This is a genomic window from Hydrocarboniphaga effusa AP103 (genome assembly GCF_000271305.1).
In the GTDB taxonomy this organism is placed as follows: Bacteria; Pseudomonadota; Gammaproteobacteria; order Nevskiales; family Nevskiaceae; genus Hydrocarboniphaga; species Hydrocarboniphaga effusa.
Genome location: NZ_AKGD01000001.1, coordinates 1,678,020 through 1,694,217 on the forward strand (window position 1 = coordinate 1,678,020; position 16,198 = coordinate 1,694,217).

General features: G+C 66.6%; 11 protein-coding genes. 7 read left to right on the forward strand and 4 right to left on the reverse strand.

Features of this window, described 5'->3' with window-relative positions; translation table 11 throughout:
• Positions 1–4: 4 nt before the first annotated feature.
• A complete protein-coding gene (locus WQQ_RS07365; RefSeq protein ID WP_007184503.1) occupies positions 5–757 on the reverse strand; it encodes a sensor histidine kinase in 753 nt (250 codons plus the stop codon).
• Positions 758–794: 37 nt separating this feature from the next.
• Here WQQ_RS07365 and WQQ_RS24270 point away from each other — a divergent pair, with 37 nt between their 5' ends.
• Positions 795–947: a hypothetical protein gene (locus WQQ_RS24270; protein WP_007184504.1), complete on the forward strand. Its 153-nt coding sequence runs from the start codon at positions 795–797 to the stop codon at positions 945–947.
• A gap of 18 nt (positions 948–965) precedes the next feature.
• On the opposite strand, the gene WQQ_RS07370 is transcribed toward WQQ_RS24270, so the two are convergent.
• On the reverse strand, positions 966–3,347 hold the full coding sequence (locus tag WQQ_RS07370) for a serine/threonine-protein kinase (RefSeq protein WP_007184505.1): 2,382 nt from the start codon (positions 3,345–3,347) through the stop codon (positions 966–968).
• A gap of 89 nt (positions 3,348–3,436) precedes the next feature.
• A complete protein-coding gene (locus WQQ_RS07375) occupies positions 3,437–4,108 on the reverse strand; it encodes a response regulator (protein ID WP_007184506.1) in 672 nt (223 codons plus the stop codon).
• Between the two features lie 156 nt (positions 4,109–4,264).
• Between WQQ_RS07375 and WQQ_RS07380 the strand changes: the two genes are divergently transcribed.
• Positions 4,265–8,011: a choice-of-anchor U domain-containing protein gene (locus WQQ_RS07380; RefSeq protein WP_007184507.1), complete on the forward strand. Its 3,747-nt coding sequence runs from the start codon at positions 4,265–4,267 to the stop codon at positions 8,009–8,011.
• 21 nt (positions 8,012–8,032) lie between these two features.
• On the opposite strand, the gene WQQ_RS07385 is transcribed toward WQQ_RS07380, so the two are convergent.
• Positions 8,033–10,081 carry a sigma-54-dependent Fis family transcriptional regulator gene (locus WQQ_RS07385; protein ID WP_007184508.1) on the reverse strand — a complete coding sequence of 683 codons (2,049 nt, stop codon included), beginning with the start codon at positions 10,079–10,081 and terminating at the stop codon, positions 8,033–8,035.
• A gap of 634 nt (positions 10,082–10,715) precedes the next feature.
• On the opposite strand from WQQ_RS07385, the gene WQQ_RS07390 reads away from it, so the two are divergent.
• The 5 genes from WQQ_RS07390 to WQQ_RS07410 all read left to right on the forward strand — a co-directional run bounded on the left by WQQ_RS07390 (position 10,716) and on the right by WQQ_RS07410 (position 16,055).
• Entirely contained in the window at positions 10,716–11,549 is an 834-nt protein-coding gene (locus WQQ_RS07390; RefSeq protein ID WP_040453694.1) for a transporter, read from the forward strand.
• A 20-nt stretch (positions 11,550–11,569) separates the two neighbouring features.
• On the forward strand, positions 11,570–12,049 hold the full coding sequence (locus tag WQQ_RS07395) for a DUF1097 domain-containing protein (RefSeq protein WP_007184510.1): 480 nt from the start codon (positions 11,570–11,572) through the stop codon (positions 12,047–12,049).
• 41 nt (positions 12,050–12,090) lie between these two features.
• Positions 12,091–13,524 (forward strand): aldehyde dehydrogenase, encoded by a 1,434-nt coding sequence (gene aldA / locus WQQ_RS07400; RefSeq protein ID WP_007184511.1) that lies wholly within the window; start codon positions 12,091–12,093, stop codon positions 13,522–13,524.
• A gap of 31 nt (positions 13,525–13,555) precedes the next feature.
• Complete coding sequence (locus WQQ_RS07405; protein WP_157534544.1) at positions 13,556–14,191, forward strand: QcrA and Rieske domain-containing protein; 636 nt, start codon at positions 13,556–13,558, stop codon at positions 14,189–14,191.
• 103 nt (positions 14,192–14,294) lie between these two features.
• Positions 14,295–16,055: a PQQ-dependent dehydrogenase, methanol/ethanol family gene (locus WQQ_RS07410; RefSeq protein WP_007184513.1), complete on the forward strand. Its 1,761-nt coding sequence runs from the start codon at positions 14,295–14,297 to the stop codon at positions 16,053–16,055.
• Positions 16,056–16,198 lie beyond the last annotated feature (143 nt).

Sequence of the window (16,198 nt, forward strand, 5' to 3'; positions counted from 1 at the left end):
TCGCTTACCGCACCGAACCGGTCTGATGTTCTGATTGGCCAGCCAGCGCTATCGGCAGCGGAAATTCCAGAACCACCTTGGTGCCGCCGCGCGTTCCGGCGGTCCAGTCGATGGTGCCGGCGAGCTGCTGGGCGCGGTTGCGCATGCTGTCGGTGCCGCGGCCGGCGTGGTGCTCGGCGGCCAAGCCGGGACCGTTGTCGGTGACGTCGAGCAGCAGGCTCTGGCCCACCGCTTTCGCACGCACGCGGATGTGCGTGGCGTGGCCGTGGCGCAGCGCGTTGGTGACGGCTTCTCGCGAGATGCGGAACAGGTGCAGCACTTGCGCCTCGTCGAGAAGCGGATCGGGCAGCGCCGCGTCCTGCTGCCAGTCGAGCAGGCCGCCGGCCGATTCGAGCCGGTGTTCGGTTTCCTCGCGAATCTGGCCGAGCGCCTGCTGCAAGGTGCAGGCGTCCTGGTTGGTCCGGCTGACCACGTCGCGAAAATCCTGCACCACCGCGCGCGCCAGATCGGCGAGCTCGGGCTCGCGCACCGCGTGCACGAGCGTGAGCAGCTTGGCGCCGATATCGTCGTGCAGGTCGGCCAGCAGGCGCTGGCGCTCCTCGGCCGCGGCCTTCAGGCGCTCGGCGCGCAAGGCATCCGCGAGCTGGGCTTGCAGCTGCGCGAGCTGGTCCTGCAAACGTCGCTGACGACGCAGCATGAAGACCGCGAAAGCGATCAGCGCGGCGAGCAGGACGGCGGCGGCGATCAACGACGGCATGGGGACGGCATCACGAACCCGGCGAAAGGAGCGCGCCATGGTAGTCGATCGCTCCACCGGTCACGGCACTGCCGTTGCCGGCGGGTTTCCGTGGCTTCATGCCGCAGCTCTTTTGAAGCTTCGACAGCTGCATCAGGATGCGTATCACCCCGCCGACGTGATCTGCGGCTGCATGCCGCAGCTCCTTTGAAGCAGCGCCCCGCCGAACCTACGGGGCGACGCTCGCCGGTAGCGCCTCGGCTTCGGCCCTGAGGCCCATCGCCAGATATACCGCGCGCAATTTTTCACGCGTATCGCGCGTGCGGTCGTGCTGCGGGCCGAGCTCCTTTTCGAGCACCGCGAGGCTGCGTTCGAGCTGCGCGCGCGCCAGCGGATATTCGCCGAGCTTGGACAGGCAGTTGCCGTAGTTGGCCATGAAGGCCGCGGTGCGCCAGTCCTCCGCACCGAAGTGCTTGATCGCGTCGGCCACCGCGGTCTCGAACTCGGGACGCGCCTCGGCCGGGCGGCCGCGCTTGAGCAGCCAGTTGGCGAAGTTGTGCTGCGGAATGATGCCGTTGACGACCAGCAGCGGATCGCTGTGCGCGGCCTCGATGGACTGGCGGTAGTAATCCGCGGCCTCGTCCTCGCGGCCGAGCACCGAGCTCTGCGTCGCCATCATCGCCAGCGCGTCGATGCTGCGCGCATGCGAGCGGCCATAGCGCGTGAGCGCGGCGGCGAGCAACTCGCGACGCTGCGCATAGCTTTCTTCCGCAAGCCCGGCCACCGCGGTTTGTCCTGCGAGATTCTGCAGGCTGATGATGGTCTTGGGATGCGTCGGCCCGTAGATGCGGCGCTCGCGCTCGACCACCTCGCGCATGATCGCGAGCGCGCGCTCGCTCTGATCGAGATCGGCCAGCGTGACCGCGAGGCTGCTCTGCACGTCCAGGGTTTCGGCCGCATCCGCGCCGATCTTGCGGGTCTGGATGGCCAGCAGCTTTTCCTGCAGGGCGAGCGCTTCCTTGGGTTTTCCGCCCATCTGCAGCATCGCCGCGAGATCGGCTTCGACCACCAGGGTCGGGCCGTCTTCCTCGCCGAAGCGGGCCGCCATGTCCGCATGCAAGGCCCGCATGAAGACTTCCGCCTCGTCCTCGCGGCCCTGCTCCATGATCGAAATGCCGAGCTGCCGGCGTGCATCGAAGCGCAGGCGCCACTGCGCATCGTCGTTCGCGGGCGAGGCGACGAGCGCTTCGAGCTCGCGCTGCGCGTCGTCGTAGCGGCGCTGCTGCACGAGCGCGCGCGCATGCAGCAGATGCAGCTCGCGCGTGCGCTGCGCCTGCTCGCCTTCGGCCGCGGCCGACAGCTCGAGCGCGCGCTCGAGCATCTCGAGCGCGATTTCGGCCTCTCCGAGGCTCAGATACGTCGCGCCGAGCGTGCGATCCAGGCTCGCGACGACGGCCGGGTCATGTTCGTTCGGCAACTGCCGGCGCGCCTCGTCGAGCAGCTCGCGCACGCGCAGATCGCGGCCCATGTCCTGCGCCGGATCGGCGGCCGTGAGCATTTTTTCGAGGAAGGCATTGGTCGCATCGGCCTGCTTGCGCGCCTCGGCCTCGGCCAGGCCGTAGCGCAGCGACACTAGCGCGCCGATCACGAGCATCGCGAGCGCGGCGGTGATCGCGGCCGAAACCGCTCGATGCCGCCGCACGAACAGGCGCATCACATACATCGCGCTCGGCGGATGCGCTTCGATCGGCTGATGACGCAGAAAGCGTTCGAGGTCGCTCGCGAGCTCGGCGGCCGAGCCGTAGCGACGTGGCGCCTCCTGCGCCATCGCTTTCATGATCACGGTTTCGGCGTCGCCGCGCGCACGCGGCTCGCGTTTCGACAAGGGCTCGATGCGGCCTTCGCGAATCAGCGTGATCGCTTCGATGACGGTGGATTTCGACAAGCCCGGATACGGCAGCTCGCCGGTCAGCAGCTCATAGGCGATGACGCCGAGCGAGTAGACGTCGCTGCGCGGATCGCTGCCGCGCGCGCCGCCCGCGAGTTGCTCGGGACTCATGTACGGCACCGTGCCGAGCACTTCGCCGGCCACGGTCATGCTCGCCGCGTCTTCGGCCACGCTCGCGACACCGAAGTCGAGGATGCGCGGATGCCCGTCTTCGCCGACCAGGATGTTCGCGGGCTTGAGGTCGCGATGCACGATGCCGCGGCTATGCGCGTAGTGCACGGCCTGGCAGACCTGCGCGAGCAGCGCGAGCTTGGCGTGCAGATCGAGCTGATGCTGCTGCGCGTAGCGCAGCAGGTCGGTGCCGCGCACGAGCTCCATCGCCAGGTACGGCACCGGGCCGGCGTCGCCGTCGGCGACACCGGCCGCGTAAAGCCGCGCGATACCGGGATGCTCGAGCTGCGCGAGCAGCTCGGCTTCGCGTCGGAAGCGCTGCTGCGCTTCGCCCGACAGCCCGGCGCTGCGCAGCACCTTGAGCGCCACCTCGCGCTGCGGATCACTCTGCTGCGCTTTGTAGACGCGTCCGTTGCTGCCCTCTCCGAGCAGGCCGAGGATGCGATAAGGCCCGATCTGCTGCGGCAGACCGCTGTCGTCGATATGGTTCACGAGGCTCCCCCAAGCGGGTGCGCCGATGTGGCTCGGCGCACTCTCGTTGTTGTCTGGCTGAGTGTGCCAGCAATACGCAGATCACTTCACTACAGATGCGGGTTGATGAGCCCCATGCGCGCTGCCTCGGTGGCGGCCTCGGCGCGGCTGCCGATCTTGAGCTTGCGGTAGACGTTCTTGATGAAGCCATGCGCGGTGTTGCGCGTGACGCCGAGGCTGGTCGCCACTTCGGCGATCTTGAAGCCCTTGGCGATCAGCGCGAGCGTCTCGCGCTCGCGCGGCGTGAGCGTTTCTCCCGAACCTGTCGATGCGCCGGCGGCCGTCGGCGCCGGATCGCCAAACACGCGCAGCAGGCGACGCGCGATCGACGCCGACAGCGGCGGCTCGCCGGCCGCGATGCCGCGCAGCGACTGCACGATGCGCTCGCGCGGCTGATCCTTGAGCAGATAGCCGCCGGCGCCCGCACGCAGCGCCGGAAACAGATGCTGGTCGTCCGCGTAGATGGTGCTGACGATGCACTGGCAGTTCGGATGTGCCGTCGCGATTTCGCGAATCAGGTCGACGCCCGAGCCATCGGGCAGACCGAGATCGATCAGCGCGATCTCGGGCGTCGCGAGCTCCTTGAGCACGAGCCGCGCGGCCTGCAGGGTTCCGGCATAGACCACGTGCACCCCCGGAAACGCCTCTTCGAGCGTCTGCACGAGCCATTGCGCGAGCGCAGGCTGATCTTCCACCACCATGGCCTGCCGAATGCTCGTCATCGTGTCGCCGCTCCCCCAAGCGCTGCGGCCAGGATGGCCGTGACGCAAGCCTGATGCGCGGCTCCTCCGAGCGTCAAGGCATGCCCCCAGAACAGGGGGTGGGGACATCTCGCGCCGGTGCCTAGAGTCCTGCACCTTCACTGGGGGAATTTCCGCATGTCGGCTCGCTACTTCGTCACCGCTGTGTCCGCTGCGCTGTCGGCAGCCTTGGCCGTGTCCGCCGGCAGCGCACAAGCGCTGTCGTTCACGCCCGTTGCGGCGCAGCCCGAGAGCCCGGTGATCCGCCAGCTCGTCGCCATCGATGGCGAGCATTTGATCGCGGTCGCGGCGGGCGGACAGATGTTCGAAAGCCTCGACGGCGGCGTGCGCTGGAGCCGCTTTGGTGCAGCGCTCGGACGACAGGTCACCGAACTCGCTTACGGCGGCGGCGTCTACTACGCGAATACGTTCACGAGCAGTGCCATCGCCGACAGCGGCATCTTCGCGAGCGACGACGGTGGCGCGAGCTGGCGCGCGTTCAACACCGGATTGCCGACCGAGTTCGGCACCTACAACCTCGGCATCGGCAACCTGGTTGCCGACGCGCAGTACGTTTACGTCGGCGCCAACGCCAACAGCAGCCAGGGCATTTATCGCAGCACGCACGGAGCCAGCGCGAGCTGGTCGCTCGTGCATGGACTCGGCAACGGACGCGACGCGGTACTCGTGCGCACCGCGACCTCGCTGTGCCTGTGGTCTCCGCAGGATTATCGCTTCGGTGTCGAATACAGCCTCGACAGCGGAGCGACCTGGATCAAGGGCAGTGGCTTCGGCTATCCGGCGCCGGGCGACTTCAGCAACAACGCGGCTCCGTCTGCGATCGCAGGCACCGCCCTGAGCGCGGACGGCACGCGGCTCTACGCGAACAACGTCGGCAACGCCCGGCTCTATCGCAGCGACGACGGCTGCAAGACCTTCAGCTCGAGCGCACCCTCCAGCTTCAGCAACATCGATCCGCCGCGCGCGCTCGGCGTGAGCCTGGCTGGTGTGCTGTACGTCGCGGGCGCCTCGGGCAAGCTGCTGTCGAGCGCCGATGCGGGCACGAGCTTCGGCGATGCGAGCGGCGTCGATTATCAGGCGCAGACTGGACGCAGCATCACGCAATTCGTGCGCAGCGGCGAAGGCATCCTGTTCGGCACCAGCGGCGACGGCCTGTTCGGCGTGACGCGTGGCGGCTTCCGCCGCGCCAACGGCGGCCTCGCGGTGTCGTCGATCAGTGCGCTCGGCTTCGATGCAGCGGGCCTGATCGCACTGGTCTCGGGCAGCGGCCTGCACAGGCTTTCGGCCGACATCGCGCAGCGCCCGGCGAACGCCGCGCTCGATCTCGGCAGCGGGCGATCGCTCACCGTCGACGGCGATGCGATCATCGTCAACGCGACCAACAGCCTGTATCGCAGCAACGATGGCGCAGCGAGCTGGAGCCGTGCGGACAGCGGCATCGCCGACATCCAGTACAACCCGGCGTTCGGACCGGCGATCGTCAACGGCGATTGGTTCGTTGGCGTCGCCGGCAAGCTGTATCGATCCACCGATCGCGGCAGCAGCTGGAGCGCCACGAGCGCGACGCTGCCGGCGAATGAGCGCATCGCCTCGCTGACCGCCGTCGGCGGCACGCTGCTCGCGATCGTCAACGAGTTCTCGACGCCCAAGGCCGTCTATCGCAGCACCGACGGCGGGGCCACGCTGACGCTCGCGAACAACGGCATCAGCCTGTCGGCCTCGAGCTTCGACACGCGGCTCAACCGCTTCTACACGCTGCCGTCGGGTGTTTACGTGCAGACCACCAACAGCGCGCTGTATCGCACGAGCGATGCGGGCGCCAGCTGGGCCGCGTTCACCACCTCCGGCCTGCCGACGGCGAGCTTCGTGATCACCTCGATGACCGAAGACGCCAACGGCACGCTCTACCTGAGCTACGCAGGACCCGATGGCGCCGACGTCTACTACAAGGGCGCGAACGCAACGGGCTGGACGCGCGATCGCAACGGCCTGCCGCGCACGACTCCGCGTTCGAGCTGGGGCACCGCGCTGGTGGCCGATGCGAACGGCCTGCGCATCGCCGTGCAGGACGCCGGGCTTTATCGCAGCGATCTCGCCGCCACGACACCGCCGCCCGCAGCGCCCGACACGGTGCCCGATGCCTTCACGTTCGCCGACCAGAACGACGTCGCGACGAACACGCTCGTCACCTCGAACGAAGTCACGATCAGCGGCATCGACTCGCCCACCGCCGTGAGCATCGGCGACGTCGGCGAATACTCGATCAACGGCGGCGCCTACACACGAGCGGCCGGTACGCTCGTCAACGGCGCCAGGCTGCGCGTTCGCCACAGCTCGTCGGCCAACGGTGGACAAGCCGTCGTCAGCGTCGTCACGGTCGGCGGCATCGAAGGCCGCTTCACGAGCCGCACCGCGCAGGCACCGGCGCCCGACACCACGCCCGATGCCTTCGACTTCGCCGACGTGGTCGATGCGCTGCCCGACACCGACGTGCGCTCGCAACCGCAGACCATCAGCGGCATCGATGCGGTCACCGGCATTCGCTGCAGCGGCTGCACCTACAGCATCAACGGCGCCGCGTTCACGAGCGCCGACGGCAGCGTGCGCAACGGCGACGTCGTGACGCTGAGCTTGCGCAGCTCGACGCAGTATTCGACGACGGTCAACAGCAGCGTGACCATCGGCGGCGTCAGCGATGCCTACAGCGTGCGCACACGCCAGCAACCCGATGTGCCGCCGCCTGCGGACACCACGCCGGATGCGTTCAGCTTTCCCGAGCAGACCGAAGTCGAGCCCGGCAGCCTCGTCACGAGTGCCGCGATCATCGTCGCCGGCATCGACGCACCTGCAGGCGTCAGCATCGACAACGGCGAATACTCGATCAACGGAGGCGACTTCACGCGTGCGAACGGCAGCGTCGCCAATGGCGACTCACTGCGCGTGCGCCACACCGCGGCGAGCGGCAACGGCTTGCGCACGGTGACGACGCTCGGCATCGGCGGCGTCAACGGCAGCTTCGCGAGCACCACGCGCGCCGCGACCCCGCCGGCAGCCGACAGCACGCCCGATGCTTTCAGCTTCGCGAGCATTCGCAATGCGCCCGCGAACACACCGGTGAGCTCGCAGAGCATCGTCGTCAGCGGCATCAACGTCGCAGCTCCGATCAGCGTCAGCGGCGGCGAGTACCGCATCGGCGATGGCGCCTTCACGAGCGCTGCGGGGCAAGTGCAGAACGGCGACCGCGTGAGCCTGCGCCTGCAGTCCGCTGCGGCAGGACAGTCGAAGACGGCAAGCTTGAGCATCGGCGGCGTCAGCGCGAACTTCACCGTGACCAGCGCGGATGCCGCGCCGCCGACCGACGATCGCAGCGCCGTCGTCAGCGATGCGAACGGGCGTGCGGTCGGCATCTCGACCAATGCGGGACGACTCGTCAACGCCGGCGCCGTGTCGCTGCCGAGCGAGGTGGAGCCGCCGGCCGACCAAATCTTCGCGAACGGCGCCTTCAGCTTCGCGATCGAAGGCCTCGCTGCCGGTGCGACGGTGCAGGTGGCGATCAAGCTGCCGAGCGGCACGCGGCCCCAGCATTACTACAAATACGGGCCGGAAGCCGGCAACGCGACGCCGCATTGGTATCTGTTCGATGCCGCCAGCGGTCCGGGCGCGCAGATCGTCGGCGATACCGTGATTCTCACGCTCGTCGACAACGGACGCGGCGACAGCGACCCGACGCCGGGCCGCATCGCCGATCCGGGCGCTCCGAGCCGCGATCAACCCATCCGCAGCGGCGGTGCATTCGGACTCTGGAACCTGCTGTTGCTGGTGCCGGCGCTGTTGTCGCGCAGGCGGCGCGCAGGAATGCGCTGAGGCTGCGGAGCGAGCTTCCTCCTACCAGTGCGTCGGCGGCGTGATGCCGTAGCGCTTCATCTGCCGATACAGCGTGGTGCGACACATGCCGAGCTCGGCCGCCGCGGCCGAGATGTTCCACTTGTTCCGCCGCAGCGCGGTGACGAGCGGCTGGGTCTTCATCGGCAGCGGCGGCACGGCGGGCAGTTCAGGCTCTACATGCATGGGCGCGACGCCGGCGATGCTCATCGGCTCCGCGGTGGCTTCGTCGGCGGATGCGGAAGCCGGCACGCTCGAAACCGCACGCGGCACGGCATTGGCGGCGAGCAGCTCGGCCGGCAGGTGTTCGATGAACACGCCCTCGCCGTCCGACATCGCCACCGCGTAGCGCAGCACGTTGCGCAACTCGCGCACGTTGCCGGGCCAGTTGTACGACAGCAGCTGCGCGAGCGCCCGATCCTGCAGCCACGGACGCGCATTGAGCTTGGCCGATTCCTCGCGCAGCAGGTGATTGATGATGTATTCGCGATCCTGCCGTTCGCGCAGCGCGGGCAGCGCCATCGTTGCGCCGCACAGGCGGTAGTAGAGATCTTCGCGGAAGGTGCCGGCCGCGATCTGCCGGCGCAGGTCGCGATGCGAGGCGGCGATCACGGTCAGGTCGATCGCGATCGGCTTGTCGGAACCCAGCGGCAGCACTTCGCGCTCCGACAGCACGCGCAGCAGGCGCGTCTGCAGGCTCAGCGGCATGTCGCCGATTTCATCGAGAAACAGGGTGCCGCCGTCGGATTGCTGGATCAGGCCCTTCATGCCCTTGGCGCGCGCGCCCGTGAAGGTGCCCGCGGTGTAGCCGAACAACTCGCTCTCGATCAGAGACTCCGGAATCGCCGCGCAGTTGATCGCGACGAAGGGCTTGTCGACGCGCGCGCTGGCCTCGTGCATCGCACGCGCGAACACTTCCTTGCCGGTTCCGGTTTCGCCCTGGATCAGCACGTTGATGCGCTTGTTGACGAGGCGCTTGGCCTGGTCGAGCACGCGCTGCATGTGGCGATCGTCGCCCGCGAGTCGGTCGAGTACGTGTTCGCGCGTCGGCGTCACCGACGGAGACGCGACCGCCGTCGCCATCGAAGCTGTGCGAGCTTGCGTGCGCGGCGGAACCAGCGAGCCGTAGTACGAGACGAAATCGGTGGTCACGAGCACCGCGCGATCGTGCGAGGCATGCGGCTTGCGCAGGCGCGACAAGGCATCCATCGGATCGCGGAACAGGTCGGCGATCGGACGGCCGATGATGTCGGCGTTGTCCGATCGCCATTCGGCTGCCGTGCGCAGGCGCCGACGCGCGCCGCTGTTGGCGCCGACGACGATGCCGTCGTTGTCGAGCGCGAGCATGAGGTCGGATGCGACATCGGCCAGCGCGCCCGCGGTGGCCAGGCGCAACACCCAGCGGTCGGCGAAGTGACGCATGAAGTTGGCGTCTTCGATCATGCGGCCATGCATGGTCGTCAGGCCCAGCGCGAGCTGCGAGGTCTCGCGTGAAACCGGGGCCGACAATGCCGACACGTCGAGCACGCCGAGGAACTGGCCTTCGGGATCGAACAGCGGTGTCGTCACGCAGCTCAGCGAGGTATTCGACCAGAAGAAGTGATCGTCGCGATGGCAGACGAAGGGCTGCTGCTCGATCAGGCAGGTGCCGATGCCGTTGGTGCCGCCGTATTCCTCGCGCCAGTTGGCGCCGAGATGCAGGCCGCCGCGGCGCAGTGCGTGATCGGCGCTGTCGTCACCGATGTAGTCGATCGTCACGCCCTCGGAATCGGCGAGCAGCAACACATAACCCAGGCCCGCGACGCACTTGTACAGCTGCTCCATGCCGGCTCGTGCGACGTGCAGGTATTCCTCGATCTGACCGCGGCATTCACGCAGGCGCGATTGCGATTCGACATGCGCCACGACCGCGCTGCCCGGATGCAACTTGTGCTGATTGATGCAGCGCGTCCACGAGCGCTGGATCGGCTCGGCGAGGCCATCGATACCGCCCAGGGGCATCAGGCCACCGACGCCGGCCATCACGCGCTCGACATGCGTTTGCGTACTCATGCTGCTCTCTCCATTGATCGCGAGGGCTTCCGCTCGTCTGTGCCATCGGCGGATCGCTCACGCGCAGTTCTAGCGCGCTTTTCCCGCGCCCTGGAATTGGTCGGACCAATGGGCGACGAAGGGTTTTGCTGCAGCTCGCATCAGCTGTTCAAGTGCTCCGTACAACTGTCCAGAACACCTGCAACAAGTGTTGCGCGGAGCTGTACGGCGGCGCTGTGCGGCCGGCGGTCACGCCATCGGCACGCCAAATTCCAGCCGGAAGGATTTTCAAACCTAATCATATGTTTGCGAGTGTCTGTCGGCCGTTTTTCATCAGGTGAACCGTCGATCCGGACAGCGCATGGCACGTGCCTTGCCCCTATCGGCCGCAACCGAGGGCAATGAGCAGATGAAGAACGCTTCACCTGCCGGACAAAACCACAAGCAACGGCGACGTCCGCGCGAAAAATAAAAAACCTTGATGCGAATGCGTGCTGCGGACGATCACCGTCCAAGGCGCAGCAACGACAGCAAGGCCCTCACATCAGTGGCAGCAAAAAAAGCCCCGCAGAAACGGGGTTTCGGGGACGGCTGTGCCTTCGGCAGACCACCCAGCCAGGCACGGCTCAAACACAACCATGAGGAGAGCAGCATGATGCACAAGCACACTCAGAAATCGCTCGTCGCCGCCGCACTGGCCTTGATGTCGGCCAGCGCCAGCGCCGGCGTGAACTTCGACGCCATCGGCCCGCACGAATACAACCTGCCGGCCGGCGGTTTCGAGCCGTTCAACGTCTTCGTGCAGTACGCCTCGGTGTCGGACGACGACAAGGCCTACGACGCCGATGGCGACAAGATCGACGGACCGGGCACGCGCACGCTCGTCGGCATCAGCAAGTACGTCCGCTTCTGGACGCCGGGCTGGGCGCCGAAGATCGGCCTGGCCTATGAAATCCTGGTGCCGACCATCGGCGTGCGCGACAAGGCCGCCGGCACGCAAACCAGCGGCATCGGCGATCCGCTGACCGGCTTCGCGGTCTGGTACAAGCCCAACGAGAACGCCACCCTCGGCTTCCAGTCGTTCGTGCACATTCCGGTCGGCGGCGAAGTGTCCGACACCAACTGGAAGAGCAACACCAGCTTCTTCTGGGATTTCCGCCTGCCGGCCAAGTTCGGCTTCACCGGTGATGCCGGCTACCTCTACCAGACCGAGCGCGTCAGCGGCTTCAAGCCCGGCCTGTCGTGGTTCACCAACGATCGCTTCGGCCTGCGCGTGAGCGAGCACGTCGAGCCCTTCATCGGCTTCGACGCCGAATACCAGGACGGCAACGACGGCGCGCCGCACTCGTGGACGATCGATGGCGGCGTGGGCGTGATGTTCCACACCTTCAAGAACCAGTCGATCACCGTGCGCTACTCGACCACGCTCGATGCCGTGAGCCGCGTCGAGAACGACAGCCTCAACGTCCGCTACATCTATTCCTGGTAAGCGCTCGGGAGATCTGCCCCATGAAAAGCCTGAATGCGCTTGCGCTGAGCATCGCGTTACTCGTCGCCTTCTGGGTCTGGCTCAGCGTCGGACAGCCGCAGCTCAATCTCAATCCGTGGATCGGTTTCGTCGCCTGGGCTGCGTTCTTCGCAGCCGGCGGCGGCAACGGCGGATACGTCAACGCTTCGATCGCGGGCCTCGCCGGCGTCGGCCTCACTGCACTGACGCTGTTCGGCGTCGGTGCCTTGGGCGGATCGCTGATCTGGCTCATCGCGCTGGTTGCGGTGCTCGCCTTCGTGCTGGTGGCGATGGCGGCGGTTCCGTCGTTGGCCTACACACCGGCCGCGTTTCTCGGCGCCGCGTCGTTCTTCGGCTCCGGCGGCAAGGTCGACATCAGCGTCGCCTTCGTCGCGCTGAGCTGGCTCTGCGGCGTTTCGCTCGGCTACGCCTCGGCATGGCTCGGAGCAAAGCTCACGCGCGCCGAAGCCGTCGCCGCCTGAACACATCCCAGAACACATCTGCTTCTTAGAGGAGATTCGTTGTGACTGAACATTACAAGGACTACGTCGATGGGCGCTTCGTGGAAGCCGCCGCATCGATGCTCGATGTCTACAACCCGGCGACGCAGGAGTTGCTCGCGCGCGTGCCGGAATCGTCGGCCGACACGGTGGAAGAAGCGATCGCCGCGGCCCGCAAGGCGCAGGGAAGCTGGGAAAAAACGCCTGCGATCCAGCGCGCCGGCTATCTGCGCCAGATCTCGGCCAAGCTGCGCCAGCATCGCGACCGTCTCGCGCAGATCATCACGCGCGAGCAGGGCAAGGTGCTCGGCCTGGCAACGGTCGAAGTCGACTTCACCGCCGACTACATCGACTACATGGCCGAGTGGGCACGTCGTCTCGACGGCGAAGTGCTCACCTCCGATCGCGCCGGCGAGCACATCTGGCTCATGCGCAAGCCGATCGGCGTGGTCGCGGGCATCCTGCCCTGGAATTTCCCGTTCTTCCTGATCGCGCGAAAGATGGCGCCGGCGCTGATCACCGGCAACACCATCGTCATCAAGCCCAGCGAAGAAACGCCGATCAACGCGTACGAATTCGCCAAGCTCGTTGCCGAAACCGATCTGCCGGCCGGCGTGTTCAACCTCGTCTGCGGCCGTGGCGCTTCCGTCGGCAGCCAGCTGTCGTCGCATACGGGCGTCGATCTGATCACCTTCACGGGCAGCGTGCCGACCGGCATCCGCATCATGCAGGCCGCCGCGCAGAACCTCACGCGCGTGAACCTCGAGCTCGGCGGCAAGGCGCCGGCGATCGTGCTCAACGATGCCGATCTCGATCTCGCTGCGAAGGCGCTGGTCGACTCGCGCATCATCAACACCGGGCAGGTCTGCAACTGCGCCGAGCGCGTCTACGTGCAGCGCGGCGTCGCCGATGCGCTCGCCGAGAAGCTCGCCGCCAAGCTCGCTGCGACGCGTTACGGCGATCCGATCGCGCAGCCCGATGTCGACATGGGCCCGCTGGTCAATCGCGTCGGTCGCGACAAGGTGGCGACGATGGTCGAGCGTGCACGTGCCGATGGCGCGCAGATCGTCACCGGCGGTCGCGTGGTCGACAGCGCGGGCTGGCACTACGAGCCCACGCTGATCACCCACTGCACCGCCGACATGGAGATCATGCGCAAGGAGATCTTCGGGCCGGTGCTGCCGGTGCAGATCGTCGACGACGTCGAAGAAGCCATCGCGCTCGCCAACGATTCCGAGTACGGCCTGACCTCTTCGATCTTCACGCGCGACATCAACTCGGCGATGCGCGCCGTGCGCGATCTGAAGTTCGGCGAGACCTACATCAACCGCGAGCACTTCGAAGCCATGCAGGGCTTCCATGCGGGCCGTCGCAAATCCGGCATCGGTGGAGCCGACGGCAAGCATGGCTTGCTCGAGTTCACCGAAACCCACGTCGTCTATCTGCAAACGCAGTAAAGCCCCAGTAAAAGCCAAAGAGCCAGTGAAGATGAGCAAGCCAAACGAGAACCACGCCTGCGCCTGCAGCTGTCCGAATCTGCCGGCAAACGAACTCGCCGACAGCGGTCGTCGCCAAATGCTGACCAGCGCACTCGCGCTGGCCGCCATGGCCCCGATGGCCGCACTCGCGGACGGCGAGCCTGCGGACGCAGCACCCAAGCGCAGCACCAAGCCGCAGGAGGGCGACAAGCTCGCCTTCATGCTCGGCGAGAAGGAAGGCAAGGAGATTCTGCCGTCCGATCTGAAGATCGGCGCAGAACCTACGCTCGCCTACCCGCTCGATCCGGCGACCGGCAAGGCGCTGGTGGCCAAGGCCAGCCTGCTGGTCGTCGTTCGCCTGAAGCCGGAAGACCTCAAGCCCGGCAGTGCGAAGAACGCGGCCGACGGTGGCGTGGTGGCTTTCTCATCGATGTGCACGCACTACGGCTGTCCGATCACGACTCTGCATCCGAATGGAACGCAGGTCGTCTGCAACTGCCATGGATCGGTGTTCAACGCTGCGGATCGCGGCGTCGTCACCAACGGCCCGGCAACTCGCCGCCTGGCGATGCTGCCGCTCGAGCTCAAGGACGGCGCCATCGTCGTGAAGGGCAAGTTCGACGGTCCGCTGGGACCGCCGACTTGATGTGCACCTTGGTCGCGTTCCAGCAGGCCTCACGACGCGTCAACAACCCCAAGCGTTCAAACCCCGAGCAGTCAATCAAGTTCATCCAGGAGAGAGGAGAATCATGAAAGTCTCGCTGAAACAATCGCTGATGATGGCCGCGCTCGCCGCGACCGTTTCATCGGCGTCACTCGCAGCCGCACCGTCGGCCGCCCCGCAACCGGCCTACAAGCCGGTCACCGACGCACGCCTGGCCAATCCGGAACCGGAAAACTGGCTGTTGACCAAGGGCAACTACGAAGGCTGGAGCTACAGCCCGCTGAACCAGGTCACCACCGCCAACGTGTCCAAGCTCAAGCCGGTGTGGTCGTCGTCGACCGGCGTGCTGTCGGGCCATGAAGCGCCGGCGATCGTCAACGGCGAATACATGTTCGTCGCCACGCCGCACAACCACGTGTTCGCGTACAACGCCAAGACCGGCAAGCCGCTCTGGCACTTCCAGCGCGAAGTTCCGGAAGGCATCGGCGCCCTGCACCGCACCAACCGTGGCGTTTCGCTCTACGGCGACAAGGTCTACGTCGGCAGCGTCGATTGCGTGCTCAGCGCGCTGGACGCCAAGACCGGCAAGCTGATCTGGGAAGCCGAAGTCTGCAACTGGGAACAGGAAAGCGCCTACATCACCTCGGCTCCGCTCGTGGTGAAGGGCAAGGTGCTGATCGGACCGTCGGGCGGTGAGTTCGGCGTGCGCGGCTTCCTCAAGGCCTTCGATGCCGAAACCGGTAAGCTCGTCTGGACGCGCTACAGCGTTCCGGCGCCGGGTGAGAAGGGCTTCGAAACCTGGCCGAAGGACGGCAAGTGGAAGGATGCGTGGAAGCACGGCGGCGGCACCATGTGGATGCCGGGCAACTACGACGCCAAGAACGACGTCATCTACTGGGGCGTCGGCAACGGCGGTCCGTGGATGGGCGACCAGCGTCCGGGCGACAACCTGTACCTGGCCTCGGTGCTCGCGCTCGACCCGGCCACCGGCGACATCAAGAGCCACTTCCAGTATCACTGGAACGACTCGTGGGACTGGGCCGGCATGAACGCGCCGACGCTCGTCGAGTACACCAAGAACGGCAAGAAAGTGACGGGCATGATCAGCGCCCAGCGCAACGGCCGCATCTACTGGCTGGACCGCGATGCCAAGGGCAAGATCTCGTACAACAAGTCCGAGCCCTACGTCACCAACACGGTGTTCAAGAGCGTCGACAAGAAGACCGGCCGTCCGACGTACAACATGGACGCCAAGCCGACCACGGGCGAAACGCACACCTACTGCCCGAGCCTCTGGGGCGGCAAGGACTGGCCGTATGAAGCCTACAACCCGCAGACGGGCATGCTGTACGTGCCGTACAACGACAACCACTGCCTCACGCTGACCGGCATCATCCAGCCGATCATTCCTGGCCAGTGGTCCGCCGGTGCGGACATCAACAAGCTCGACCTGTCGGTCAAGCCCGGCTTCGATCACATCGGTGGCATCCAGGCCTGGGGCGTCGATTCAGGCAAGGTCGAATGGACCGAGAAGTATCCGACCTCGTGGAACTTCGGTTCGATCCTGACGACGGCGGGCGGCGTGCTGTTCGCCGGCGGCACCAACGACAAGATGTTCCGCGCCTATGACGCCAAGAGCGGCAAGCTGCTGTGGTCGTTCCCGACCCCGTCCGGAATCATCTCGCCCCCGAGCTCGTTCTCGATCGACGGCAAGCAGTACGTCGCGGTCGTCTCCGGCTACGGCGTCGATGCCCAGTGGATCCAAGGAAAGATGCATGGCTTGGCCGGCTGGGACGAAAAGGTTCCGGAAGGCGGCAGCGTCTGGGTCTTCGCGCTCGGCGAATAAGTCTCGCCGCCGTTTCAAGCGGCAACCGCAGCAAGGCTTCAACGATCCGGCTGCACCGCAGCCGGATCGCGCACCACTCCAATCGCTCTCGTGAGGGCCTTGAGGCCGGCATCGCTCCGATGCCGGCCTTCTTTTTTGCTCGC